The organism is Streptomyces sp. P9-2B-2 (assembly GCF_030406865.1).
GTDB classification, from domain to species: Bacteria; Actinomycetota; Actinomycetes; order Streptomycetales; family Streptomycetaceae; genus Streptomyces; species Streptomyces platensis.
This window is the reverse complement of the sequence record NZ_CP129126.1, coordinates 3,087,416-3,113,172: the sequence shown is the minus strand read 5'-3', so window position 1 is coordinate 3,113,172 and position 25,757 is coordinate 3,087,416. Positions and strand designations below refer to the sequence as shown.

Here is a 25,757-nt window from a genome sequence, read left to right as displayed (position 1 = left end):
GTTGCGGGGGCGCCGTAGGGGAGCGGCGCCCGCAGCGCGCACGCGCACCCGCCGACGTACGACGACTCCGCACCCCCCAAGAGCGGAGCGATTCTCATCACAGGAGGCCGCCGGTGAGACGAGGGCGCCCAGGGGCACCGCCCCGAGGGACGGCGGAGCGCACACTGACCAGCGTCGGAACCGGTGAGGACGCGGTCCGCGAGGAGCAGAGTGCGGAGCGTCCAGGGGCCGCGCAGCAGGCACCGGAGGGCGGCCGCCGGGAGGCGTCCCGGCTGTGGCACATCACGCTCAGTGTCTCCGGCGCCAAGGCCCCGCTGAACGAGGTCCGGCGGGCGCTGGAACAGCTCGCCCACGACCATCCGTTCCTGCTGACCAGCCGCTACGCCACCGACCACGCCGAGATCCGCTACTGGGAGGAGGCGCGGGACCTGCACGACGCCGCCGCGGTCGCGCTGCGGCTGTGGGGCGAGCACCGCTCGACGGCCAAGCTGCCGCCGTGGGAGATCGTCGGCCTGGAAGTCATCGACCGTGAGACGTATCACCAGCGACTCGCGGAGGGGTACGGCCCGCCGCCGGCCTCCCCGGTCGGCGTCCACCCGTTCTGACCACCGGCCCTCCGCGTCCCGCGCTGTGAGATACGGCGTGGCCGCGGCCTGCCGCCCAGCTAGGCTGCGGCCATGACCAGCAGCGCATCGCACTCCTCGCCCGTCCTCGAGACCGCCCGCCGCGCGCGGGAGGCAGCCGCCGTTCTGGCGCCACTGCCGCGTACGGCCCGGGACGCGGCGCTGCTGGCCATCGCCGACGCCCTGGTGGAGCGGACCGAGGCGATCGTCACGGCCAACGCCCAGGACATCGCCAAGGCGCGGGCGGCGGGCACCGCCGAGTCGATCGTGGACCGGCTCACCCTCACCCCCGAGCGGATCGCGGCCATCGCCGCCGATGTCCGCCAGGTCGTGGCGCTGCCCGACCCGGTGGGCGAGGTGGTGCGCGGCTCGACCCTGGCCAACGGCCTCGACCTGCGGCAGGTCCGGGTCCCGCTCGGCGTGATCGGGATCATCTACGAGGCCCGGCCCAATGTGACGGTGGACGCCGCGGCCCTGTGCCTGAAGTCCGGCAACGCCGTCCTGCTGCGCGGCTCGTCCTCCGCGTACGCCTCCAACAGCGCCCTGGTGGACGTGCTGCGCGACGCCGTCCAGAGCGCCGGGCTGCCCGCCGACGCGGTGCAGCTGGTGCCCGGCGAGAGCCGTGACTCGGTACGCGAGCTGATGCGCGCCCGCGGCCTGGTCGACGTGCTGATCCCGCGCGGCGGCGCGTCCCTGATCCGTACGGTCGTCGAGGAGTCCACCGTCCCGGTCATCGAGACCGGTACCGGCAACTGCCACGTCTACGTCGACGAGGCCGCCGACCTCGACATGGCCGTCGACATCCTCGTCAACTCCAAGGCCCAGCGGCCCAGCGTCTGCAACGCCGCCGAGACGGTGCTGGTGCACACCGGGATCGCCGAGAAGTTCCTGCCGCGCGCCCTGGAGGCGCTGACCCAGGCCGGCGTGATCGTGCACGGCGACGCCGCCTGGCAGCAGGCCGGCCCCGGGCTGGTGGCCCCCGCCACCGACGAGGACTGGGCCACCGAATACCTCTCGTACGACATCGCGGCCGCCGTGGTGCCCGACCTGGACGCGGCGGTGGCGCACATCCGCCGCTGGACCTCCGGCCACACCGAGGCGATCGTCACCACCTCGCAGGCCGCCGCCCGCCGTTTCACCCAGTTGGTCGACTCGACCACCGTCGCGGTCAACGCCTCCACCCGCTTCACCGACGGCGGGGAGTTCGGCTTCGGTGCGGAGATCGGCATCTCGACGCAGAAGCTGCACGCCCGCGGCCCCATGGGACTGCCGGAACTGACCTCTACGAAGTACATCGTCACGGGCGACGGCCACACCCGCTGAAGGTCCCCCGGATTCCCCGTTCTCCCTGCCCAAAATGACCGGCCGGGGCTAACCTGGACGGGTGCCGGACGACGTGGGGGGCAAGCCGTTCCCGGACGGTGAAGAGCCCGACGAGCACCACCACGGGAGCCACGGAAACGCGGACGAAGAATTCGCCTCCGTGGTCTTCGACGAGGAATTCGTCCGGTCCGCCCGTATTCATGAGCCCTCCGCGGTCGAGCGGATGCTGGCCGCCGCCGAGGCGCGCGCCGAGGCCGAGGCGGCCCGCTCCGGGGCCGGTTTCGGACCCGAGGGCGACGACCCGGACGGGCGAGGCCGCCGCCGCAGCCGGGATACCGATGACTACGAGGGCTACGCCGATTACGGAGAGTACGGGGACGGCGAGTACGGCGACTATCCGCCGCATGACCCGTACGGCCCCTACGGCGGTGCGCTGCGTCCTTACCGGAGCAGCACCCGCTGGCACCGGCCGGTCGCCTGGGTGCTGGCCGTGGTGATGGGCATCGGACTGGTCGCGCTGGCCTTCAGCGCCGTCTACCGGGGCTCCGCCGGGCGGACCCAGAGCCCGGCCCCGGCACCCACCTCCAGCGGGGTGGACAGCCCTGTCACGGGCCGTACGGACAGCGTCGGGACGCCGCGCCCCGGCCTGCCGTCGCCGCCGGCCGCGGAGCCCCTGAGGCCGTCGTTCTCGGCGGTCCCCAGGCCGCACTGACGGCGTGGCACACTTCCCGCAAATCGGACGCCTGAAACCGTTTCGTCCGGTGAAGTTGCCCGGCGTCCCGGCGTTTACGTTCGGCCCCGCAGACCTACTCTTGTTGTATGACCGGGCCTGGTGACCCTCCGGAAGGGACGCCCAACGGCGCCCCGGGAGGCGGTGAGGACGAATACCGATCCGTCGTCTTCGACGAATCGTTTGTTCGGGCTGCGCGGCTTCAGGAGTTCTCCGCGGACGAGCGGCTCGGTGAGCATCATTCGCCCGCCGTCAAGACCCGGCACGCCTGGCGGCGGCTGGGCGGCTCCCGGCAGGCCATTCTGCTGGTGCTGCTGATCGTGCTCGCCTTCGGCACCGCCGTCTACATGGGCGTACGCCACCCCTACAAGACCCCGGAGACGGTCCGGGCGCAGACGCTGCGCTCGGCCGTGGTGCCGCTGGCGCCCTCCGGGCGGGTGCCCGGCGCGACACCGGAGGATCTCTTCGCGCACAGCCCCGCGGCGAATTACCGGATCGGCGCCGCGGGCGTCAATCTGCCCCCGGTCGCCCGCACCGAGCACTTCTCCGACGGCCAGATCGTCTCCGCGCTGACCATCGCGAAGGACTACCTCGTCCGCTCCTCGCTGGACCCGGCCACCCTCACCGGCGGCTCCGTACGGCCGGTGCGGCTGCTGCTCGACACCCGCCAACTCGACCAGTTCGACCGCAGCCTGGCGCACCCCGGCGACAACGGCCACGACGCCGCGACCGGTTGGCTGGTCCGCTTCGACCCGCGGCAGACCCGGCTCGCCGACCGGAACGTCCGGGTCGACGGCACGCTGTCCGCCTCGGAGTTGAGCCCGGACGCACTCGATGTGACCGCCGACTACACCTTCGTCTACGCGGTCCGGCCCGCCCCGGGGGCGCCGGCCACGGCATCGGGCCAGAACATCGGCAAGCCCACGGCGGGCGCCGCCTCGCTGGTCACCGTCCGCCGTGAGGTGCACTTCCGGCTGACCCGCGACAATCTCAGCGACCACCGCCTGGAGGTGCTCCAGAGCAGCCTTCAGGCCGGGCCGCTGACCTGCTCCTCGAAGCCGGCCGACGCGCTGCGCCCGCTGTTCGCGGGACAGCACGCCGGCAACGACCGGCCCACGGGCACCGACCCCTACGCCAGGGAGCGGATCAACCCCTCCCTCTGCGGTGAGCTGGCGCCCTCGGCCCAGCCGAAGCCGAGCCATCCGATGCGCTAGAACCCCGACCTGGATGCCCCAGGCCAGGTCTAGGCGTCCGAGCCGCCCGCTCCACCGCTTCCGTTGGCGCCGCCCGAGCCCTCGGGACGCCCGCCGCCGCGGAAGACCGTGTCGCGCAGCTTGCCGCCCAAGTCACCCGCGCCGCCCGCGATATCGCGCACCAGGCCCATCAGCGGGTCCTTGCTGTTGCGCATCGTGTCGGCGTAGTGGGAGGCGGAGTCCCGGAACGAGTCGGAGACCGAGGTGTCCTTGTCCTCGTCCCGCCGCGGGTAGTGGCCGTCCATGATCCGCTGGTAGTCGCGGCTGGCCGCCCACTTCTTGAGCTCGGCCGCCCGCACGGTCGTGAACGGGTGGCTGCGCGGCAGCAGGTTGAGGATCTTCAGCACGGAGTCGCGCAGATCGCCACCGGACTCGTACTCGTCCGCCTGCTTCAGGAAGGCGTCGACATTCATCTCGTGCAGATGATTGCCGCCGGCCAGCTTCATCAGACCGCGCATCGAGGCCTGGAGATCCTGGCCGACCAGCAGCCCGGCACGGTCCGCCGACAGCTCCGACTTGCGGAACCACTCGCGCAGCGCCGTCACGATCGCCATGATCGCGACGTTGCCGAGCGGGATCCAGGCGACCTTCATCGCCAGATTCGTCAGGAACAGCAGGATCGTGCGGTAGACCGCGTGCCCGGACAGCGCGTGCCCGACCTCGTGGCCGATGACCGCCCGCATCTCTTCCTCGTCCAGCAGCTCGACCAGGCCGGTCGTCACCACGATGATCGGCTCGTCGAGACCGATGCACATGGCGTTGGGCTGCGGGTCCTGATTCACATACATCGGCGGGACCTTCTCCAGGTCCAGGATGTAGCAGGCGTCGCGCAGCATGTCGTTGAGGTGCGCGAACTGCTGGTCGCCCACCCGCACCGAGTCCGACAGGAACAGCAGCCGCAGGCTGCGCTCCGGCAACAAGCCGCTGAGCGTCTTGAAGACGGTGTCGAACCCGCTCAGCTTGCGCAACGCCACCAGCGCCGAGCGGTCCGCCGGGTGCTCGTACGACCGCGACGAGATTCCGGGGAATCGCCGCCGGTCCCGGCTCGGTACGTTCGCGCTGCCGTCTGGGCTCTCCGTCATTGGGGCCTCCCCCTGTTCGACTGCGTGTGTTCAGAGTAGAGGACGCCACCGACAGGAGAATGGATGCTCGGGCGTACGCTGGCGATCGCACCAATACCCGCACGGGTTCGTACACATGGCCCACGGACCGCATCAGAGGGAGCGCATCGTCATGCCGTATCCGAGCGTGCTGCTCGCCGCAGCCCAGGAGACCGCCAGGGACGGCGGACCCGGATGGATCCTGCGCGCAGTGATCATCGTCGGCTTCGTGGGCGCCGCCCTGCTCGCCTGGTTCCTGCTGCGCGGCTACGGACAGGACTGACCCCTCCGCCGCCCGCCGGAGGTGCCTCCGCGCGGAGTCGCCGTGGGCACCCGGTGAGGCGACGCTTACGATGTGGTGGAAGTCTCCGCCCGACCCCAGCCCGGATTGGTCCTGCCGACGATGAGCCTGCACACCACCGCACAGTCCCTGGCCACCCTCGCCGCCGAACCCGGCCACGAGGGCGGGCACGCCAGCCTCAGCCCCTTCGTTACCGGCGGCGGCGCCCTGTTTGTCCTGCTCCTCCTGCTCTGGATCACCACCCGCTTCAACCGGGACCGCTGAGCCCCGGCACCCGGCACCCGGCATCGCGCGCCGCCCAGTAGGGTCTGCACGCATGGGAGAGCACACAGGGCCCGTGAAGCGGCGACTCGGAGTGATGGGCGGGACGTTCGACCCGATCCACCACGGACACCTGGTCGCCGCCAGCGAGGTGGCCAGCCAGTTCCACCTCGACGAGGTCATCTTCGTGCCGACGGGACAGCCGTGGCAGAAGAGCCACAAGACGGTGTCCCCGGCCGAGGACCGGTATCTGATGACGGTCATCGCGACCGCGTCGAATCCGCAGTTCTCCGTCAGCCGCATCGACATCGACCGCGGCGGCAAGACGTACACGATAGACACGCTGCGTGATCTGCGGACGGAGCACCGTGACGCGGATCTGTTCTTCATCACCGGCGCCGACGCGCTCAGCCAGATCCTGACCTGGCACGATGCCGCGGAGCTGGTCTCACTCGCCCACTTCATCGGGGTGACCCGGCCCGGCCATGTCCTCGCGGACCCCGGGCTGCCCGCGGGGGCGGTGTCCTTGGTCGAGGTGCCGGCGCTGGCCATCTCCTCGACCGACTGCCGGGAGCGCGTCGCCCAGGGGGATCCGGTCTGGTACCTGGTGCCGGACGGTGTGGTGCGCTACATCGACAAAAAGCAGCTGTACCGCAACGACGGCTGACGGGGCTGACGGAAAGGGGCACACCGGTGAGCGACCGACAGGATCCGTACGGGCCGCGGGACCCGTATGCCCACGACCCGTATGCCCAGGAGCAGCAAGGGCAGCACGGTCAGCAGGGCTACACCTACGACGCCTACGGGCAGCCGGTGTACCACGACGCCGCACAGCCGTCGTACCAGCAGCACTACGACGCGTACGGACAGCAGGCCGCCCCGTCCGCCTATGAGAGCTATGACCCGTACGGCGGCCAACAGGGCGCCGGCCAGGCCGCCCAGGGATACCAGGACGGCCACCAGCCCTACCAGGCGCAGCCGGAGTACGGCTACGACGCCTACGGCGGCGGCCAGGTGCAGGACCGGCCCGGCTATCCGCAGCAGTACGACCCGTACGGCAGCCCCCAGCAGGACCCGTCGCACCAGCAGGAGTGGATCCCGCAGCAGGCCCAGCAGTCCCCGTACGAGCAGGTCTCCTACGGGGAGCAGCCCCGCTACGAGGAGCCCGCCCCGCAGCGCCAGGACGGCCCGCCCCGGCCGCCGGCGCAGCGCCGCGCCCCGGTGGAGGAGAGCGGCGGACCGGACGCCGCGGGCGGCCCCGGCGTGCCCTCCGCCGACGGCCCCGATTACGGTACCGAGCAGTTCGACTTCATCGAGGAGCCCGACGAGGACTCCGAAGACGTCATCGACTGGCTGAAGTTCACCGAGAGCCGCACCGAGCGGCGCGAGGAGGCCAAGCGGCGCGGCCGCAGCCGGATCGTCGCGCTGTCCGTCGTGCTGGCCCTGCTGGTCGCCGGCGGTGTCGGCTATCTGTGGTGGGCGGGCAAGCTGCCGGGAGTGGCCGGTCCGGAGGCCGGCGCGGCGGCGGCCGCCGGGCAGAAGCGCGATGTCCTCGTCGTCCACCTGCGGGACACCAAGAGCGGGAACAGCTCGACGGCGCTGCTGGTGGACAACGAGACCACCCACAAGGGCACCACCGTCCTCCTGCCCAACAGCCTCCTCGTCCCCAAGGACGACGGCACCAGCACCACGCTCGGCAAGTCCGTCAAGGACGAGGGCACCGAGCCGACCCGGGACTCCCTCAACAGCCTCCTGGGTGCCGACCTCAAGGCCAGCTGGCGGCTGGACACCCCGTACCTGGAGAACCTCGTCGAGACGATCGGCGGGATCACCCTGGACACCGACGCCACCGTCCCCGGCGCCAAGAAGGGCGCCTCCCCGGTCGTCAAACAGGGCAGCGCCCAGGACCTCGGCGGCCAGGCCGCCGTCGCCTACGCCACGTACCTGAAGCCGGGCGAGCCGCAGACCAAGCAGCTCCAGCGGTTCGGCCAGGTCATGCAGGCGGCCCTGAAGAAGGTCTCCAGCGACGCCGACGGCGCCACCACCACGGTCAAGACGCTGCTCCAGGTGCTCGACCCGCCGCTCACCGAGGCCCAGCTGGGCAGCTCGCTGGCACAGCGGGCGGAGCTGGCGAAGACCGGCGCCTACCGCACCACCATGCTGCCCGTACAGGCGAATGGGACGCTCAGCCAGACCACCTCGGCCAGTGTGGTCAAGGACGTGCTCGGCGGCACGGTCAAGAAGACCACCCCTGACGCGACCGTCCGGGTCGCGGTCCGCAACGCCACCGGTAACAAGGCCGCCACCGGAAAGGCGCAGGTGTCGCTGCTCAACGGCGGCTACAGCTTCGTCGACGACGGCACCGCCGCCGCGGCCGGTACCGCGTCCCGGATCACCTACGCGGACGCCGTCCAGAAGGCCAAGGCCGCGGAGGTCGCCAAGACACTGGGGCTGCCGGCGGGCGCGGTCAGGCAGGGCAAGGGCGCCTCGAACGCCGATATCACCGTGGTGCTGGGACAGGACTACAAGGGCTGACGGGCCGGACGCGCCCGGCCCCCGGTATCGGCCGGGGGCCCGGGCGCCGGCCCCGGGGCTGACCGGCCCGTTCGCCGCGACTGACCGGTGGGTTCGAAAACACAGCCGGGAGTGTCGGCGGTCCGTGAGACCCTTGAGGGGTACCTGACCGCCGATCCGGTTGCCCATGGGGACTGCGGCGCGCGCCGCGGCTCCGCAGCGAGCCAGCGCCCCTGCCCGGCCGGAGAGGCTGCCCTCGAACCGGAAAGCCGCTTGTGACCGCCACGGACCGCTCCATCGAGCTCATCAACGCCGCCGCCCAGGCCGCGGCCGACAAGCTCGCGCACGACATCATCGCGTACGACGTCAGTGACGTCCTCTCGATCACCGACGCCTTCCTGCTGGCCTCGGCGCCCAGCGACCGCCAGGTCAAGTCGATCGTCGACGAGATCGAGGAACGCCTCAACAAGGACCTCGGTGCCAAGCCGGTCCGCCGCGAGGGCGACCGCGAGGCCCGCTGGGTGCTGCTCGACTACGTCGACATCGTGGTGCACGTCCAGCACAGCGAGGAGCGTGTCTTCTACGCGCTCGAGCGCCTGTGGAAGGACTGCCCCGAGATCGACCTCCCCGAGGAGGCCAAGGCCACCCGCGGCAAGGCCGCGGCGCACGCCGACGCCACGGCGGGCGAACAGGACGGTGAGCTGCTCTGAACGGCACCAGGAGCGGCCAGGGTCGCCGCATCGTCCTGTGGCGCCACGGCCAGACCGCCTGGAATCTGGAGCGCCGCTTCCAGGGCTCCACGGACATCGAGCTGACCGAGGCGGGCGTCGCCCAGGCGCGGCGTGCCGCCCGGCTGCTCGCCGCCCTCGGGCCGGACGCCATCATCGCCTCCGACCTCCAGCGGGCGGCGGCGACGGCGCGTGAGCTGGCCGCGCTGACCCGGCTCGACGTCACGCATGACGCGGCCCTGCGGGAGACCTACGCGGGCTCCTGGCAGGGGCTGACGCACGACGAGATCCTCGCGCGCCACGGCGAGCAGTACTCCGCCTGGAAGCGCGGTGAGCCGGTGCGCCGCGGCGGCGGCGAGCTGGAGACCGAGGTCGCCGACCGGGCCGCCCCCGTCGTCCTCAACCACGCCGACAAGCTTCCCGAGAACGGCACCCTGGTCGTGGTCAGCCACGGCGGCACGATCCGCACCACCATCGGGCGGCTGCTCGGCCTGGAGGCCCACCACTGGGAGGGCCTGGGCGGTCTGTCGAACTGCTGCTGGTCGGTGCTGGGCCGGGGCGCGCGCGGCTGGCGCCTGATGGAACACAACGCCGGCACCCTGCCGGAGCCGGTTCTCGGCGACGACGACTGAGCCCGCCGGGCGGCCCCGGCCGGACCGGATTTCACATCTGGGCAGGTCGCAGGCTAAAGTTCTTCTTGTTCGCGGCGCCGCCGGGGGAGACCCGGGGGAGCGGAACAAGACCCGGGGCTATAGCTCAGTTGGTAGAGCGCCTGCATGGCATGCAGGAGGTCAGGAGTTCAATTCTCCTTAGCTCCACAACCCGGATGATCCCGTCTCCTCACGGAGGCGGGATCTCTGCGTTATGCGAGTCCGCCGCGCGGCCGGGGCACTCCGCGCGCGGGCCGGTGGCCGTCGGTGCCGTCGGTGCCGTCGGCCAGGTGGCGCGAAGGCGGCCCTGACCCGGCCCGCGGTCCGTGGCAGAATCGGACGGCGCCGGCAGGGGAGGAGAGATCGCGATGCCCACGAGCATCCTCGAGGAGGTCAATGACCTGCTCGAAGTGGCCCAGGCGCAGGGCTATGACTGGCTGCCGGAATACGCGCTCCGTTTCACCTGCCCCGTCGACGGTCCCGCCGCTGTACGCAACCGCGACGGCACCGCTCTTCAGTGCCCCTCGTGCGGCTCCTCCCATGTCGCACAGGTGCTGGGCGACAACGGGGGCGCTTCCTTCGTTTGTACGGCCTGCGGCCACAGTTGGAGCTGATGGATGGGCGCGCACAGCAGGAAATGTGACTGGTGCGGCAGCGGTACGCCGATCGTCCGGGACATGGAACCCGTCAACACGGACTACCAGTACTGGTGCGAGGAATGCGCCCGCGCCCTGGTCATAAAAGGCGACCCCATCGAGACCTACCGGGAGCTCGACGGGGAGCCGATCTACGGGCGGCTGCTGGACGAGCACTGCACGCTGAAGCGCTTCTACTCGTTCGCCACGGCCTGAGCGGGCCGCCGCCCCCAAGGGGCCACTGACGGGCCGCGCCCCCTCCTTGACGGCGTCTCAGGCAGCTCCGGGCAGTTCCGGACGCTTTCGGACCCTTTCGGTCGGACGGAACTGCCGTCGGCGGCGGGGACGTTGGCGCGGATATGAGAGGGTCACCGCGCAATTCCGCAGTGCGGGCGCATGGTTCAGCTGCCGACGGCGAGGTCGGCGGACGGGCGTGCGCCGCTCTGTCCCGCCCGCCCCCGGAGCCGCCACAGCCGGGCCCCGGTCAGGGCCAACAGCGCGAGACCGGCGAGCGGATAGCTGCCGGAGAGCAGCATCTGCCCACCGTTCTGGTGCAGTTCCTCGTGGTGGTGCCAGCGGTGCGGCACCCACCACAGCGCGAACGAGCAGAAGAGCAGCCCCAGCGCACCGGTCGTCAGCCACCAGCGGCGGGCCGGGGTGCCCGTCCGGTGCAGCGCCTCGGAGCCGGCCAGGATCAGCATCGGTACGCACCACACCCAGTGGTGGGACCAGGAGATCGGGCTGACCAGGAGCGCGGTGGCGGCGCAGGCGACGGCCGCCCAGGCGCGCTGCCCGCGCAGCAGCGAGGCGACCGCCAGTGCCAGACCGAGGGCCCCGGTCAGGCCGGCGGCCACGAGCCAGGCGGCGCCCGGGTCGTGGGTGTGCAGCAGCCGGGCGAGGGCGCCGCGCAGCGACTGGTTCGCGGTGATCTCCACCTCGCCGACCCGGTCGGTGGCGTACACGATCTCGGTCCAGAAGCGGTACGCGTCGCGTGGCAGCGCGAGCGCGGAGAGGAGCGCGGTGGCCAGGAAGGTGGCGGTGGCGACGGCGGCCTGCCGCAGCCAGGGGTTCCAGGCGGCGCGGACCCCCGCGCCGGACCGCAGCAGCTGCCCGGCACGGACCAGGCCGGCCAGCGCGAGAAACACCGCGAACAGCGCCGGGGTCAGTTTGAGGCCGGCCGCGATGCCGATGCCGATGCCCGCGAGCCGCCGGGTGTCCGCGCGGGTCAGGTCCCACAGCACCAGCACCGCGATCAGCAGATTGATCTGGCCGTAGCGCAGCGTCGTCCAGACCGGCTCGCACCACACCAGCAGCGCGGAGACCGCGAACGCCGCGGCCGGCCGGGGGAGCCGCCGGGGCCGGCCGACCAGGCGCAGCGAGAGGTGGACGGCGCCGACGAGCAGCAGCAGGTTGCCGGCGGTGGCGACGGTCCGCATCGCCGGGACCCCGAGCAGGGTGAGCGGGGTGAACAGCAGGGCCGCGAAGGGCGGGTAGGTGTTGGGCAGATGCGCCGAGGTCGCCACCATGTCGTAGAGGGACTCGCCGTGGCGGACGGTGAAGCCCTCGGCGCGGTAGACCATCAGGTCGATCATCGTCACGTTCAGCAGGCGCTGCACGGTCCAGAAGACGGCGAAGGAGACCAGACAGCCGAGGGCCGCGGCAAGGGTCGGGTGCCGGCGGATGAGGCCCCTGCCGGGCTGGGTGCCGCCGGCGTCGGTGGACTGCTCCAGCTCCAGCGCGGTCACGGCGTACGGCTCCCCAGGACGAATCGGGCACAGATCGCCGACAGTACCGCGCGTCGCACCGAAGGGCCCCTGAGTTTCGCGCGTCGCGCTGTAGGGCCCCTGGCAGAACGATTTGGCAGAAGCCGGGGAGGTCCGTGTAATGTAGGCGATGCCGCAGCGGGGAACCGCATGGAAACAGAATACGGGGCTATAGCTCAGTTGGTAGAGCGCCTGCATGGCATGCAGGAGGTCAGGAGTTCAATTCTCCTTAGCTCCACAGTGAACGAAGCAGGTCATCCGATATGGATGGCCTGCTTCGTCGTGCGTCTGCGTACCGGGCGCCTCAGAGGCATAACCGGCGGGAGTTCTCCCGGAGTTGTGCTGATAACCGGTCAGTGACGTGGCCGCCAGGGCGAGTTGACCGTTCACTCCGTGTTCATTCCTGACCAGTCCTTGTCTTTCCTTGGGCTCATCTTGGTGATCGCATGCCCCTGACATGAACGGTTCACCGAAAGAGTGGCGCATCGCGTGAGCCTCACCTCTCACGCCTTCACCGCTCGTGCGGTGCCGCACACCGGCACACCGGCGCAGCGCGGCACCCCGCGGCGCACCACATCGCCACACAGGGGGTTCCATGAGATCAAGCCGCACCAGATCACCGCGCGCCCGCGCCGGTCTGGCCTGGGCAGCGACGCTGCCGCTGGTCGCCGGTGCGCTCGCGCTCGGCGCGCCCGCCGCCGACGCCGCGGGCCACGACGGCGGCCGGCACGCGCTGCCGGGCACCAAGCCGCTGTGGGCCACCCGGCAGGCCGACCAGGGCGCCACCTCCGCCTCCGCGGCCGTCACCGCCCGCGTCTACCTGGCCGGCCGCGACGCCAGGGGGCTCGCGGACCGCGCGAGGGCCGTTTCCGACCCGCACTCCGCCGCGTACGGGAAATATCTGAGCCCCGCCCAGGTGCGCGCCCACTACGGCGCCACGCACGACCAGATAGCCAAGGTGACCGGCTGGCTGAAGAAGTCCGGCCTGACGGTCACCGGCACCACCAACCGCTATCTGACGGTCAAGGGCGACGCGGCCGCCGCCGAGCGCGCCTTCGCCGTCGACCTGCACAATTACCGCAAGAGCGGGCACACTTACCACGCCCCGTCGGCCACCGCCTCCGCGCCCGCCGCCCTGGCCGACGCGGTGCTGACGGTCACCGGCCTGGACAACGCGCCGCGGCTCGCCAAGCACCACTCCAGCGAACTGCCGCCGCCGGAAGGCGTCTTCCGCAACTCCGGCCCGTTCTCCTCGTACTACGGCTCCAGGACCGACAAGAAGCTGCCGTCCGCCTACGGGAGCAAGGCGCCGTACGCGATCAAGGGCTACACCGGAAAGCAGCTCCGCGCCGCCTACGGGGCGAAGAAGTGGACCGGCAAGCACGTCACCGTCGCGATCACCGACGCGTACGCCTCGCCGACCATCGCCAAGGACGCGGACACCTACGCCGCCCGCAACGGGGACCCCCGATACCGCCGCGGCCAGCTCTCCCAGGTGCTTCCCGAGGACTACACGCACATCGAGGACTGCGGCGCGGCCGGCTGGTACGGCGAGGAGACCCTCGACGTCGAGGCCGTGCACGCCGTCGCCCCCGACTCCGACATCGTCTACGTCGGCGGCGCCTCCTGCATGGACGACGATCTGCTCGACTCACTCGGCAAGATCGTCGACGGGCACCTCGCCGACATCGTCTCCAACTCCTGGGGCGACATCGAGGCGAACGAGACCCCGGACGTGGCCGCCGCCTACGACCAGCTCTTCCAGCAGGGCGCGGTGCAGGGCATCGGCTTCTACTTCTCCTCCGGCGACAACGGTGACGAGGTCGACAACACCGGCACCAAGCAGGTCGACACCCCGGCGAACTCCGCCTGGGTGACCGCCGTCGGCGGCACCTCTCTGGCCGTCGGCAAGCACGATGCCTACCAGTGGGAGACCGGCTGGGGCACCCGGAAGGCGGTGCTCTCCAAGGACGGCAACGACTGGACCGGCTTCCCCGGCACCTTCAACGGCGGCGCCGGCGGTGGCACCAGCAAGACCATCGCGCAGCCCTTCTACCAGCGCGGAGTCGTCCCCGACGGGCTCGCGAAGGCGAACGGCGGCGGCGTGATGCGCACCGTCCCGGACATCGCCGCGGTCGCCGACCCCAACACCGGCTTCCTGGTCGGCCAGACCCAGACCCTGCCGGACGGCAAGCTCGGCTACGACGAGTACCGCATCGGCGGCACCTCACTGGCCGCCCCGGTGATCGCGGGCGTCCAGGCGCTCGCCCAGCAGGCCCGGCACGGCGTCGCCATCGGCTTCGCCAACCCCGGCATCTACCAGCGCTACGGCACCGCCGCGTACCACGACGTCACCGACCACCCGCTGGGCGCCGGCCGTGACCTGGCCGTCGTCCGCGTCGACTACGTCAACGGCGTGGACGCCGGCAAGGGCACCACGACCTCGCTGCGCAGCCTGGGCAAGGACAGCTCCCTGCGCGCGGTCGTCGGCTACGACGACGTCACCGGCGTCGGCACGCCGGGCGCCGGCTATGTGAGCTCCTACCGCCCCTGACACCAGGGCGCGGCCCCGCCTCCCCGCGCCGGCCGCGCCCCTGTGACGCGGCGGCAGGAGGACGGGTAACCGGGGGCGGGGCCCGCATGGGGGCAATCCCAGCGCGGGCCCCGGACGCCCTGCGGTACCCTGACGCCATGCGTGCCGTACGCCTTCTGCTTAGCGGGCCGCGCTGATCAGTACCGACGGATGACAGAACCCGTCGGAATCGGCGCGGCTTCCCCTCCTGTGCGAGGGGTCTTTTTGTTTCCGGCGTGCCGGGGATCTGGCGCGTTTCCGCTGGCAGAGACGATCGATGGAGCTTTGAGGACGATGAGCGAGACGACCAACTCCCCCGCTGCCGAAAGCGCGGGAGGTGCCGCCACCGAGACGACGGCGCCGCACCGCTACACGGCCGCGCTGGCCGCCGACATCGAGGCACGCTGGCAGGAATTCTGGGAGGCGAACGGGACCTACGAGGCCCCGAACCCCAAGGGCGACCTGGCCGGCGACGCCGGGGCGGTGGCCCGCCCCAAGAAGTTCATCATGGACATGTTCCCCTACCCGTCGGGCGCCGGCCTGCACGTCGGGCACCCGCTGGGCTTCATCGCCACCGACGTCTACGCCCGCCACCAGCGCATGACGGGCCACAACGTCCTGCACACCCTGGGCTTCGACGCCTTCGGCCTGCCCGCCGAGCAGTACGCGGTGCAGACCGGCACCCACCCGCGGGTCTCCACCGAGGCCAACATCGTGAACATGCGGCGCCAGCTGCGCCGCCTGGGCCTGGGCCACGACGGGCGCCGCTCGGTCGAGACGATCGACCCGGCGTACTACAAGTGGACCCAGTGGATCTTCCTCCAGATCTTCAACTCCTGGTACGACCCGGAGGCGGACGCCGCCCGCCCGATCGACACCCTGGTCGCGCAGTTCGAGGCCGGCGACCGCCCGACCCCCGACGGCCGGGCCTGGAGCGGGCTGAGCCCCCTGGAGCGGGCCAACGTCCTGGGCGAGTACCGCCTGGCGTACGCCTCGGACGCACCCGTCAACTGGTGCCCCGGCCTGGGCACGGTGCTGGCCAACGAGGAGGTCACCGCCGACGGCCGCTCCGAGCGCGGTAACTACCCGGTCTTCAAGGCCAAGCTGCGCCAGTGGAACATGCGCATCACCTCCTACGCCGACCGGCTGCTGAACGGCCTGGACGCGCTGGACTGGCCGGAGGCCATCAAGCTCCAGCAGCGCAACTGGATCGGCCGCTCCGAGGGCGCCCGGGTCGACTTCCCGGTGGGCGACGACAAGATCACCGTCTTCACCACCCGCCAGGACACCCTGTTCGGCGCCACGTACATGGTGCTGGCGCCCGAGCACCCGCTGGTCGCCGGCGCCGACAACGGCGACGGCACGGGCTCGATCGTCCCGGACGCCTGGCCCGAGGGCACCCACGACGTGTGGACCGGCGGCCACGCCACCCCCGGCGACGCCGTCGCCGCCTACCGCAAGCAGGCCGCCTCCAAGTCGGACGTCGAGCGGCAGGCCGAGGCCAAGGACAAGACCGGCGTCTTCACCGGCGCCTTCGCGACCAACCCGGTCAGCGGCGAGCAGGTCCCGGTCTTCATCGCCGACTACGTCCTGATGGGCTACGGCACCGGCGCGATCATGGCCGTCCCCGCCCACGACACTCGCGACTTCGCCTTCGCCCGCGCCTTCGAGCTGCCGATGCGCTGTGTCGTCGAGCCGTCGGACGACCGCGGCACCGACCCCTCGACCTGGGACGACGCCTTCGCCTCGTACGACGCCAAGATCGTGAACTCGTCCGGCGCGGACATCTCGCTGGACGGCCTGGGCGTCACGGAGGCCAAGGCCAAGATCACCGACTGGCTGGCCGGCCAGGGCATCGGCGCGGGCACCGTCAACTTCCGGCTGCGCGACTGGCTGTTCAGCCGGCAGCGCTACTGGGGCGAGCCCTTCCCGATCGTCTACGACGAGGACGGGGTGGCGCATGCCCTGCCCGAGTCGATGCTGCCGCTGGAGCTGCCCGAGGTCGAGGACTACTCCCCGCGGACCTTCGACCCGGACGACGCCGACACCCAGCCGGAGACCCCGCTGTCCCGTAACGGGGACTGGGTCCATGTCGACCTGGACCTGGGCGACGGCATCAGGCGGTACCGCCGCGAGACCAACACCATGCCCAACTGGGCGGGTTCGTGCTGGTACGAGATGCGCTACCTGGACCCCCACAACAGCGACGCGCTGGTCGACCCGGAGATCGAGCAGTACTGGATGGGCCCGCGCGAGGGGCAGCCGGCCGGCGGCGTCGACCTGTACGTGGGTGGCGCGGAGCACGCCGTACTGCACCTGCTGTACGCCCGCTTCTGGTCCCAGGTGCTGTTCGACCTGGGCCATGTCTCGTCCTCCGAGCCGTTCCACAAGCTGTACAACCAGGGCATGATCCAGGCCTTCGTCTACCGGGACAGCCGCGGTATCGCCGTCCCGGCCGCCGAGGTCGAGGAGCGGGACGGCGGCTACTACTACCAGGGCGAGAAGGTCAGCCGCGTCCTGGGCAAGATGGGCAAGTCCCTGAAGAACGCGGTCACTCCCGACGAGATCTGCGCCGAGTACGGCGCGGACACCCTGCGCCTGTACGAGATGGCGATGGGCCCGCTGGACGTGTCGCGCCCGTGGGACACCCGGGCCGTCGTCGGCCAGTACCGCTTGCTCCAGCGCCTGTGGCGCAATGTCGTCGACGAGGCGACCGGCGAGGTCACCGTCGTTGACAGCGAGCCGGACGAGGCCGCCCTGCGCGCCCTGCACAAGGCGATCGACGGCGTCAGCCAGGACATGGCGAACCTGCGCTTCAACACCGCCATCGCCAAGGTGACCGAGCTGAACAACCACCTGACCAAGGCGGGCACCCCCGTCCCGCGCACGGTCGCGGAGCAGCTGGTGCTGCTGATCGCCCCGCTGGCGCCGCACATCGCCGAGGAGCTGTGGCGCAAGCTGGGCCACAGCGACTCCGTGGTGCACGCGGACTTCCCGGTGGCCGACCCGGCGTATGTCGTTGACGAGACCGTGACCTGCGTCGTGCAGATCAAGGGCAAGGTCAAGGCGCGGCTGGAGGTCGCCCCGTCGATCTCCGACGCCGACCTGGAGGCGACGGCCCTGGCCGAGCCGGCCGTGGTCGCGGCGCTGGATGGCGCGGGCATCCGGAAGGTCATCGTCCGGGCGCCGAAGCTGGTGAACATCGTTCCGGCGTAACCGCCGGCGGGCGCCCGGGGCCGAACCCGGGCGCCCGGCAGCGGTGCTTCGGCACCGCCGCTGACGCCACATGCCACACCGGGCCGGTCGCGAGACGGCTTCGGCCCGCCCCGCCGGTGCTCCGTGAGCGCCATGGGTGGTTTCCCCTACGGGCAGGTTGGGGGTTCTTCCGGAACCCGCGGCCTGCCCTGGCCGTTTACCGTGGAGGTACAGGGCGCGGGCCGGAAACCGGCGCCGCCGACACATCTGGGGAGAGCCCATGGAAGCCGCCGTCGCCATCATCGGACTGCTTTTTGTGCTGTTCGTTCTGGCCGGGGTCTTCGTGACGGTCAAAGCGGTCAAGGCAGCCAAGCGCGGCGTGGACCGCACGGTCGCCCAGGCCCGCCGAACCGTCGAGGACACCACCCTCCGCGCTCGCCAGTTCGCCCAGCCCGGCGTGGTCGGCGAACTGGCACAGCTGCGGCTCTCGCTGCGCACCTCCATGCGCGCCACCCAGGACGTGCTGTACGGGGGCTCGCCGGACGACGCCTCCCTCAGCGAGGCGATCGGCCTCTTCGAGCGCCTCAGCGCCCACGGCCACGAGCTGGACGACGAACTCAAGCGGCTGGAACGCGAGCCCGATCGGGCCACCATCGGCACCCGCCTCCCGGACCTCCGGGAGCGCCTGGAGCAGATCACGCACTCCGCGGAGTCCCTGCGCTGGGCCGCACGCGACCGCGCCCGTAAGTTCGCCGACGACGATCTGGCCTCGCTCAGCGACCAGATCGACGTGGAGTCCGGGGCGCTGCGCCACTGGACCCGGGTCGAGGACGCCATGGATCCGCTGCGGGACCCGGTATCGGGGCGTCCGGAGAGTGCGGGACCTGGAGAGGCGACGGATTCCGGGCGTGGGCAGGCGACGGACGGGTCCGCACGGGCCGGTGCCGCCGCCGGTCCGTCGGAGGCCGCCGCCCGTTCTTGGGGCCCGGTCCCCGAGGACCCGCCGGCGATCACCGCACGGGACCCGCGCACCCAGCCGTCCTACCCGTGGCAGAAGGCCCCGCGGACGGAGGACACGACCAGGTGAGGGCGTGGCGACGGTAGGGGGAGCGGCGAGGGGTGGGGGAGGGGTGGGGCGGGGGCCGGGGGAAGAGGAAGATGGCGGTGAAGGGGCCGGCGGCTCCGGGCTTCATCTGGCTCCACCTCGCTTCTGCTCCTGATGGAAGTCGAGGACGCGGGGGGCCGGGGGTGTTGAGGCGGTCATCCCCGGGAAGCAGGGCCTCGGCGGGGCCTTTCGGTGGGCTCTTGGCAGAGCCTTGGGTAAACCTGGAGGATCTTGGGGAGGGGCCCGCACTGTGCGGCGTCCGGATCCCCGGATAACCTCCCTGTCATGTCCCGCCATGTCGCGATCGTCACCGATTCCACGGCCTACTTGCCGCGGGCGGCTATCGAGCGTCACCACATCACGGCCGTGCCACTGACCGTCGTCCTGGGGGACCAGGCCCTGGAAGAGGGCACCGAAATCTCCGCGAGATCCCTCGCCCAGGCGCTCCAGAAGCGCCGGCCCGTGACGACCTCCCGGCCCAGCCCCGCGACGTTCGCGGAGACCTACCGCAAGGTCGCGGCGACCGGTGCGAGCGGCATCGTCTCGCTCCACCTCTCCTCGGAATTCTCCGGCACCTACGACGCGGCGGTGCAGGCGGCCAAGGAAGCCCCGGTGCCCGTACGTGTCGTGGACACCGGGATGGTCGCCATGGCCCTCGGGTTCTGCGCCCTCGCGGCCGCGGAGACGGCGGAGGCCGGCGGGGACGTGGACGATGCGGTCGCCGCCGCGGAGAAGCGCGCAGCGGGTACCTCCGCCTACTTCTACGTCGACACCCTCGACTATCTGCGCCGCGGCGGCCGGATCGGCGCGGCCCAGGCGTTGCTCGGCTCCGCGCTCGCCGTCAAACCGCTGCTGCAACTGGCCGACGGGCGGATCGAGCTGCTGGAGAAGGTCCGTACGGCGTCCAAGGCCATCGCGCGGCTGGAGGAGATCGCCGCGGAGCGGGCGGGCGAGGGCCAGGTCGATATCGCGGTCCACCATCTCGCCGCGGCGGAGCGCGCGGACGCCCTGGCCCAGCGGCTCCGGGAGCGGGTGGCGGGGCTCAATGAGCTGCATGTGAGCGAGGTGGGCGCGGTGATCGGCGCGCATACGGGCCCCGGGCTGTTGGGGGTTGTGGTTTCGCCGCGGTGAGAGGGGCGGCGGGGCGTCCTGTGGGTGACGGAGTTATCCACAACTGGGGTGCCATCCACCGGAATTGAGGCTGCTCAGCGAGATCTGCGCGGGGTGCTTAGCGTCGGTCGGTATGAACTTGTCTCGGTCTGCGTCATGGGGGTTTCCGGCTTCGTCTGGGGGGTTGGGGCTGGGGTCGGGGGTGGCTTCGGTTTCCGCTTCGGATTCGTGGGCGGGGGCGGCTTCGGTTTCCGCCTCGGGGGCGGGGTCGGAGTCGGTGGGGGTGTCGGAGGCGTTATCGGGGGCGGGCCCTTCGTCTCATTCGGTTCCCTCGGCTCCTCTTGCCTCTTCGGCTCCTTCCGCCTCCTCCATTCCGTCCGGTTCATTGGGGGCGTCTGCTCCTTCTGTCTCCTCGCGAGCGTCGTCGGCGTCGGACTTCTCGGACCCGCCGGATGGGGTGGCGGTTCCATCCGGCGGGGCGGAGCGGCGGGAGTGGGAGCGTGAGAGGGTGCGGGCCCGGGTTGCGGCGATCTTCGGGGACGCAGGGAGTGCTGCCGAGGCCGGCCCGCCGCCTCCTGGGCATGATCCTCCGCGCGCACGCCGTGGGGAGCGGGCCTGGTGTGCCGTACGCGAACGGCTGCCGCTTTGGGTGCAGTCACGGTGTGGCACCGACCCCAAGGCGCTCGCTGCCCTGGTCGTGGTGCTTGTGGTGGCTGTGGGGTTTGCCGTGCAGCACTTCTGGGTGGGGCGCCCCGAGCCGGTACGGGCCCCAGCGGTGGAACGGGCCGGTGGGGCACCCGGCCCCGGCTCACGAGCACCGTCGCTGCCGTCGGCGTCATCGTCCGCCACTGCGGTGGCGAACGGCCCGCCGGGCAATGCGGGGCGCCAGCTGGTCGTCGATGTCACGGGCAAGGTCCGGCATCCCGGAATTCAGCGGATGCCACCGGGGTCGCGGGTGGTCGACGCCTTGCGGGCTGCGGGCGGCGTGCTGCACGGGGCGAACATCCGAGGGCTCAACCGGGCGCGGCTGCTGACCGACGGGGAACAGATCGTGGTCGGCGCGGCTGGTGCGGCCGGTGGCGGGGGTGGGGTCGGGGGTGGGGCCGGTTCCGCTGACGTGGGGGCCGGCGGGTCGGGGAGTGGGCCGCCGAGTGCCGGGGCTGGTCCGGGCGGTCCCGTCAGTCTCAGCACGGCGACCGAGCAGCAGCTCGACTCCCTTCCGGGAGTGGGCCCTGTCCTGGCCCGTCACATCGTCGAATTCCGCACCCAGCACGGTGGGTTCACTTCGGTGGACCAGCTCCGCCAGGTGACCGGTATCGGTGACCGCCGCTTCGCCGATCTGCGCCCCCTGGTGGTGCCATGACCAGCCCTCGCGCCACCGTGCACGCCACGGCGACATCGCCGCACGGTGCCTCGGACCCGCATCAGGAGGGCCCGGCCGATCTGCGGCTTGTCGCGCCCGCACTGGCGGCCTGGGCGGCCGCGGCGATCGGGCTGGGTGTCCCCGGCGGGGGCGTGGCGGTGGCCTGTGGCGTGGCCGTGGTGCTGGCGGTCTTCGCCTTACGGGGGGCGGTGGTTCGGCGCAGGACCGAACGTGAATCAGGGGTGGAGGAGCAGCCCGGTGTTGCTCCTCGTGTTGCTCCTCTGACCGACACCGGTCGGCGTGGCGCGGAGTCGCCCCTGCGTCGCTCGCCCCGCATCCGGTCGGTCGGCGCGTTGGTGGCCCTGGCTGCCGTGTTGCTGTGCGCCGCGGCGGGGGCTGCGTCCGCCGCGCTGCATGCCTCGGACCTGCGGCGTGGGCCACTCCCCGCCCTCGCGGAGCAGTATGCGCGGGCCACGGTGGAAGTGGAGGTAACCGGAGACCCACGGCTGACCCGCCCCAAGGTGCGTGGGTCCCAACGCACGCCCCCAGTCCTGGTCTTCACGGCCGACGCCGTCCGCGTCACGGCGCCGAATGGCGAGATCACAGCTGTCCGTACGCCGTCCCTGGTGGTCGTGCAGCAGCCGGGAGGGGGGAGCGGCGGCGCTCATCGGGGCATCGCGGCGGGGTGGCGGGAGCTGTTGCCGTCGACTCGGATCCGGGTGATGGCGCGTGTTGCGCCGCCGTTGTTGTCTGGCGATCAGGTGGCCGCCGTGCTGCGGGTGACGCCCGATGAGCCGCCACACAAGGTGGGCGCGCCGGACGCGCTCCAGCGGTTGGCGGGGAGCCTGCGTGCCGGGCTGCGGGAGGCCACCGACGGACTGCGTGCCGATGCCCGGGCGTTGTTGCCGGGACTTGTGGTGGGGGACACCTCGCGTGTGCCGCCGGATCTGGACGACGCGTTCCGTGCCACCGACCTGACGCATCTGCTCGCCGTGTCCGGCAGCAATCTGACGATTGTGCTGGCGCTGCTGATCGGCCCGCCGTATCTTGCGACGCGCGCCGAGCGCCGCGGGCTGGCGCCGCGCCTGGGGTTGTCGCTGCGCGGTACGGCGGTCATCGGCGGCGCTCTCGCCCTCGCCTTCGTCGTGGTGTGCCGCCCGGACCCGAGCGTGCTGCGGGCCGCCGCCTGCGGCCTGATCACGTTGCTGGCCATCGGTACCGGTCGACGTCGCTCACTGCTCCCCGCGCTCGCCGCCGCGGTCCTGCTGCTGGTGCTCTACGACCCTTGGCTCGCCCGCAGCTACGGCTTTCTGCTGTCCGTCCTGGCGACCGGCGCTCTGCTGCTGCTCGCACCGCGTTGGAGCGCCGCACTTCAACGGCGCCGGGTGCCGCCCCGTCTCGCCGAGGTGCTCGCCGCCGCGGCCGCCGCCCAGGCGGTCTGCGCACCCGTCGTCGCCGTGCTGGCGGCCCGGGTGGGCCTGGTCGCGGTGCCCTGCAATCTGCTGGCCGAACTGGCCGTGGGCCCCGCGACGGTTCTGGGCTTCGCGGCCCTCGCCCTCGCTCCGATCGTGCCGCCGGTCGCCCAGGCGCTGGCGTGGTGTGCGGGCTGGCCCGCCGAGTGGATCGCCGGGGTCGCCCGTACGGGAGCGGCGCTGCCGGGGGCGGAGTTCGCCTGGCCGGGCGGCTGGTTCGGCGGGTTGGCGCTGGCGGCCGCTGTGGTGGTCATGGTGCCGGTGAGCCGCTGGGCGCTGCGCCGCCGCTGGCTTTGTGTGCTCTGCGCGTTGGCGGTCATCCTGGCGGTGTGCCGCCCCGCACCGTTCACCCGCGTCCTCACCGGTTGGCCGCCGCCGGGTTGGCGAGCCGTGGTCTGTGACGTGGGGCAGGGCGACGGCCTGGTGCTGGCAGCCGGCGACGGTACCGCGCTGGTGGTGGACACCGGGCCCGAGCCCCAAGCCATCGACCGCTGCCTGACCGACCTGGGCGTCCGCCGCATCCCCCTGCTCGTTTTGACGCACTTCCACGCCGACCATGTGGACGGGCTCCCGGGCGCGCTCCGCGGGCGCTCGGTCGGCGCGATCGAGACCACCACCCTGCAAGAACCTCCGGGACAGGCGCAGTTCGTGCGCAGTACCGCTGCGGCGGCTCGGGTACCGGTCATCCGTGCGGCACCGGGGGAGCGCCGCCACCTGGGCCCGCTGACCTGGGAAGTCCTCTGGCCTCCCGCCTCGCCCACCCTTCCCGGCCCCAGCGTCCCCACCAACAACCTCGCCGCCCTTGGCGCTTCCACTCGCCCTCACGACGCCATCCACTCCGGCGGCTCCGCCGGCCCCGCCGTCCCCAACAGTCAGGGAGCCGGTCACGGTGGTGGCCCTTACAACCCCGGCAAGCCTGGTAGCCCTGGTGGCCCCGGCGGGCCCGGCACTCTTGGCAGCGCCGACGCTCCTGGCGGTCCCGGTGGCCCCGACATCCCTGGCAGCCCTCGTGCCCCCACCGACTCCACGGTGTTCGACGGCCCCAACGACGCCAGCGTCACTATGCTCGTCCGTACGGGAGGGCTGACCATCCTGCTGCTCGGCGACCTCGAACCACCCGCACAGCAGGGGCTGTTGGCGGCGCACCCCGAGCTTGGCGGTGTCGACGTCCTGAAGGTGGCACACCACGGCTCCGCCTACCAGGACCCGCCCTTGATACAGCGGCTGGCGCCGCGCCTGGCGCTGATCTCCTGTGGTGTCGACAACCCGTACGGCCACCCGGCGCCCCGCACCATCGCGGCCCTTCGCGCCCAGGGCGCCCGGGTGCTGCGTACGGACACCGACGGAGCCATCGCGATCCTCGGCACCACGGCCGGGCTGTCCGCCACGGTCACTGGCCACCGGGTCAAGATGCACCTGGCCGGCGGCCCGAGAATCCGGGGTCGTAGGCACCCGGGCGTGCGCCGGGCCGGTGTTCGTACGGCAGGCAGGCGTCGTTCAAGGGACTGTCCCCACCGCACGGCCCACCGCCACCTGATATGCAACCTCAGCGGCGCGCCGAGCCGCCCACCGAGTCCCCGAAAGCCCCCCCCGCGAGCCGCCTCCGAGCCGCCGCACGAGAGGCCGTCTGAGGCGGGACCTGAGCCGCCGCCCCCGCTACCCGCCCCGCGATCACCGCACCGGCCTCCGCGACGACCGGAGAAATGGAGAAAGGACCCGGAACCAGGATCAGTAGACTCCAGATTATGAGGATGAGTGAAGGCGTCGAGTGGGGCCTGCACTGTTGTGTGACGTTGGCCTGGCTCGAAGGGGACGGGCCCGTGTCCACCGCTCGGCTGGCGGCTTCCTTCGAGTTGCCTGCGGCCTACCTGAACAAGCGGCTTCAGGCGCTGGTGCGGGCCGGGATTCTGAGTTCCACGCCCGGCGCGCGGGGCGGGTTCCAGTTGGCACGGCCGCCGGAGCAGATCACCCTCATGGACGTCGTTGCGGCGATCGAGGGCGCCGACGATGTCTTCCGGTGTACCGAAATCCGTCGGCGCGGGGCAGGCGCCGCGGCGTCCGGCAGGGCGTTCGGCCGGCCCTGTGGCATCGCCACGGCGATGCGTAAGGCCGAGCTGGCCTGGCGGCGTGAGCTGGCCGGACAGACCCTTGCCGACGTGATGGCCGGTACGCCCGCCTCGGCGGCGGAACGGACCCGCCGCTGGTTCGCTGCGGAGAGGACGCACACCTGATGGACACCGCTGCCACTGACGCCTACCTGGAACGGATCGGCGCCGACCGCCCCGCTTCCCCCGATGCCGACGCGCTGCGGGCACTGCACCTCAGCCATCTGCGCACCGTCCCCTTCGAGAACCTCTCCATCCACCTCGGCGAGGAGATCGTGCTCGCGGAGCAGCCGGTGCTCGACAAGATCGTCGGTGCCCGGCGCGGAGGCTTCTGCTACGAGCTCAACGGTGCGTTCGCCATGCTGCTGGGCGCGCTGGGGTATGAGGTCGAGCTGATGGCCGCGCGCGTGTTCGGCGCCGAGGGGAAGGTCGGGATCCCGTATGACCACCTTGCGCTGCAGGTCCAGACGGCCGACGGGCCATGGCTCGCGGACGTCGGCTTCGGCCGGCACAGCCACTTTCCGCTGCGCTGGGACAGCCGCGCCGAGCAGGCCGATCCCGGCGGGGTGTTCCGGATCGAGGAGACGGCGGAGGGCGATCTCGATGTGGTGCGGGACGGCTCGCCGCAGTACCGCATCGAGCAACGTCCGCGTGCGTACACGGACTTCGAGGTCGGCTGCTGGTGGAACCGGACCTCGCCCGCGTCGCACTTCACCCAGTCCCTGGTGTGCTCACGGCTGACGGAGACCGGTCGGATCACGCTCTCCGGCCGTACGCTCGTGACCACCGCGGTGGACGGCGCACGCGACGAGCGCCAGGTTGCCGCTGACGAGATCCTCGCCGCCTACCGGGAGCACTTCGGGATCGTGCTGGACCGGGAGCCCGTGGTGGGCGAGGTGCCCCCGCCGGGGACCGGAGCTCAGGGGCGCTCGTAGCGGCCCGTCGCCCGGCCGT

22 protein-coding genes and 2 tRNA genes are annotated in these 25,757 nt (G+C 71.8%); 22 read left to right on the top strand and 2 right to left on the bottom strand.

The annotated features are described in order from the left end of the window. The first annotated feature begins 113 nt into the window (after positions 1–113). The 4 genes from QT196_RS13640 to QT196_RS13625 all read left to right on the top strand — a co-directional run bounded on the left by QT196_RS13640 (position 114) and on the right by QT196_RS13625 (position 3,890). Positions 114–605: a hypothetical protein gene (locus QT196_RS13640; protein ID WP_168479097.1), complete on the top strand. Its 492-nt coding sequence runs from the start codon at positions 114–116 to the stop codon at positions 603–605. Between the two features lie 72 nt (positions 606–677). After that, the gene (locus QT196_RS13635; protein WP_290354982.1) at positions 678–1,946 is read left to right on the top strand and encodes a glutamate-5-semialdehyde dehydrogenase; all 1,269 of its coding nucleotides are present in this window, start codon (positions 678–680) and stop codon (positions 1,944–1,946) included. 61 nt (positions 1,947–2,007) lie between these two features. Continuing rightward, the gene (locus QT196_RS13630) at positions 2,008–2,658 is read left to right on the top strand and encodes a hypothetical protein (RefSeq protein WP_168479095.1); all 651 of its coding nucleotides are present in this window, start codon (positions 2,008–2,010) and stop codon (positions 2,656–2,658) included. A 107-nt stretch (positions 2,659–2,765) separates the two neighbouring features. Further along, complete coding sequence (locus tag QT196_RS13625) at positions 2,766–3,890, top strand: hypothetical protein (protein ID WP_168479094.1); 1,125 nt, start codon at positions 2,766–2,768, stop codon at positions 3,888–3,890. A 29-nt stretch (positions 3,891–3,919) separates the two neighbouring features. On the opposite strand, the gene QT196_RS13620 is transcribed toward QT196_RS13625, so the two are convergent. After that, a complete protein-coding gene (locus tag QT196_RS13620) occupies positions 3,920–5,011 on the bottom strand; it encodes a M48 family metallopeptidase (protein ID WP_168479093.1) in 1,092 nt (363 codons plus the stop codon). A 151-nt stretch (positions 5,012–5,162) separates the two neighbouring features. Between QT196_RS13620 and QT196_RS13615 the strand changes: the two genes are divergently transcribed. From QT196_RS13615 to QT196_RS13575, 9 genes are all read left to right on the top strand, one after another. Continuing rightward, positions 5,163–5,312 carry a hypothetical protein gene (locus QT196_RS13615; RefSeq protein ID WP_167536093.1) on the top strand — a complete coding sequence of 50 codons (150 nt, stop codon included), beginning with the start codon at positions 5,163–5,165 and terminating at the stop codon, positions 5,310–5,312. A 120-nt stretch (positions 5,313–5,432) separates the two neighbouring features. After that, positions 5,433–5,594, top strand: a complete 162-nt coding sequence (locus tag QT196_RS13610; RefSeq protein ID WP_085925667.1) for a hypothetical protein — start codon at positions 5,433–5,435, stop codon at positions 5,592–5,594. A 52-nt stretch (positions 5,595–5,646) separates the two neighbouring features. Beyond that, the gene (gene nadD, locus QT196_RS13605) at positions 5,647–6,258 is read left to right on the top strand and encodes a nicotinate-nucleotide adenylyltransferase (RefSeq protein ID WP_168479092.1); all 612 of its coding nucleotides are present in this window, start codon (positions 5,647–5,649) and stop codon (positions 6,256–6,258) included. Positions 6,259–6,284: 26 nt separating this feature from the next. Beyond that, positions 6,285–8,126 (top strand): LytR C-terminal domain-containing protein, encoded by a 1,842-nt coding sequence (locus QT196_RS13600; RefSeq protein ID WP_290354981.1) that lies wholly within the window; start codon positions 6,285–6,287, stop codon positions 8,124–8,126. 254 nt (positions 8,127–8,380) lie between these two features. After that, positions 8,381–8,815 (top strand): ribosome silencing factor, encoded by a 435-nt coding sequence (rsfS, locus tag QT196_RS13595; protein WP_168479090.1) that lies wholly within the window; start codon positions 8,381–8,383, stop codon positions 8,813–8,815. Continuing rightward, a complete protein-coding gene (locus QT196_RS13590) occupies positions 8,812–9,465 on the top strand; it encodes a histidine phosphatase family protein (protein WP_190842543.1) in 654 nt (217 codons plus the stop codon). The genes rsfS and QT196_RS13590 overlap by 4 nt, the downstream gene beginning before the upstream one ends. 113 nt (positions 9,466–9,578) lie before the next feature. Further along, positions 9,579–9,651 (top strand) — tRNA-Ala (locus QT196_RS13585). A gap of 200 nt (positions 9,652–9,851) precedes the next feature. Beyond that, positions 9,852–10,097: an NADH pyrophosphatase zinc ribbon domain-containing protein gene (locus QT196_RS13580; protein WP_168479089.1), complete on the top strand. Its 246-nt coding sequence runs from the start codon at positions 9,852–9,854 to the stop codon at positions 10,095–10,097. A gap of 3 nt (positions 10,098–10,100) precedes the next feature. Continuing rightward, the gene (locus QT196_RS13575; RefSeq protein ID WP_030413843.1) at positions 10,101–10,334 is read left to right on the top strand and encodes a hypothetical protein; all 234 of its coding nucleotides are present in this window, start codon (positions 10,101–10,103) and stop codon (positions 10,332–10,334) included. 185 nt (positions 10,335–10,519) lie between these two features. Here the strand turns inward: QT196_RS13575 and QT196_RS13570 are convergent, their stop codons facing one another. After that, complete coding sequence (locus tag QT196_RS13570) at positions 10,520–11,863, bottom strand: glycosyltransferase 87 family protein (protein WP_266730939.1); 1,344 nt, start codon at positions 11,861–11,863, stop codon at positions 10,520–10,522. Between the two features lie 183 nt (positions 11,864–12,046). Between QT196_RS13570 and QT196_RS13565 the strand changes: the two genes are divergently transcribed. The 9 genes from QT196_RS13565 to QT196_RS13525 all read left to right on the top strand — a co-directional run bounded on the left by QT196_RS13565 (position 12,047) and on the right by QT196_RS13525 (position 25,738). Further along, positions 12,047–12,119, top strand: a tRNA-Ala gene (locus tag QT196_RS13565). Positions 12,120–12,476: 357 nt separating this feature from the next. Then, positions 12,477–14,435 carry a S53 family peptidase gene (locus QT196_RS13560; protein WP_168479087.1) on the top strand — a complete coding sequence of 653 codons (1,959 nt, stop codon included), beginning with the start codon at positions 12,477–12,479 and terminating at the stop codon, positions 14,433–14,435. Positions 14,436–14,747: 312 nt separating this feature from the next. Next, positions 14,748–17,669 (top strand): class I tRNA ligase family protein, encoded by a 2,922-nt coding sequence (locus tag QT196_RS13555; protein WP_290354979.1) that lies wholly within the window; start codon positions 14,748–14,750, stop codon positions 17,667–17,669. Between the two features lie 259 nt (positions 17,670–17,928). Next, positions 17,929–18,735 carry a hypothetical protein gene (locus QT196_RS13550; protein WP_290354978.1) on the top strand — a complete coding sequence of 269 codons (807 nt, stop codon included), beginning with the start codon at positions 17,929–17,931 and terminating at the stop codon, positions 18,733–18,735. A gap of 303 nt (positions 18,736–19,038) precedes the next feature. After that, on the top strand, positions 19,039–19,884 hold the full coding sequence (locus QT196_RS13545) for a DegV family protein (protein WP_290354977.1): 846 nt from the start codon (positions 19,039–19,041) through the stop codon (positions 19,882–19,884). Positions 19,885–20,512: 628 nt separating this feature from the next. Further along, on the top strand, positions 20,513–21,226 hold the full coding sequence (locus QT196_RS13540; RefSeq protein WP_323139121.1) for a ComEA family DNA-binding protein: 714 nt from the start codon (positions 20,513–20,515) through the stop codon (positions 21,224–21,226). Next, the gene (locus QT196_RS13535) at positions 21,223–24,447 is read left to right on the top strand and encodes a ComEC/Rec2 family competence protein (RefSeq protein WP_290354975.1); all 3,225 of its coding nucleotides are present in this window, start codon (positions 21,223–21,225) and stop codon (positions 24,445–24,447) included. The genes QT196_RS13540 and QT196_RS13535 overlap by 4 nt, the downstream gene beginning before the upstream one ends. Beyond that, on the top strand, positions 24,444–24,929 hold the full coding sequence (locus tag QT196_RS13530) for an Rrf2 family transcriptional regulator (protein WP_168479083.1): 486 nt from the start codon (positions 24,444–24,446) through the stop codon (positions 24,927–24,929). Before QT196_RS13535 ends, QT196_RS13530 begins: the two co-directional genes overlap by 4 nt. Further along, on the top strand, positions 24,929–25,738 hold the full coding sequence (locus QT196_RS13525) for an arylamine N-acetyltransferase (protein WP_290354974.1): 810 nt from the start codon (positions 24,929–24,931) through the stop codon (positions 25,736–25,738). Before QT196_RS13530 ends, QT196_RS13525 begins: the two co-directional genes overlap by 1 nt. The last annotated feature ends 19 nt before the right edge of the window (positions 25,739–25,757 follow it).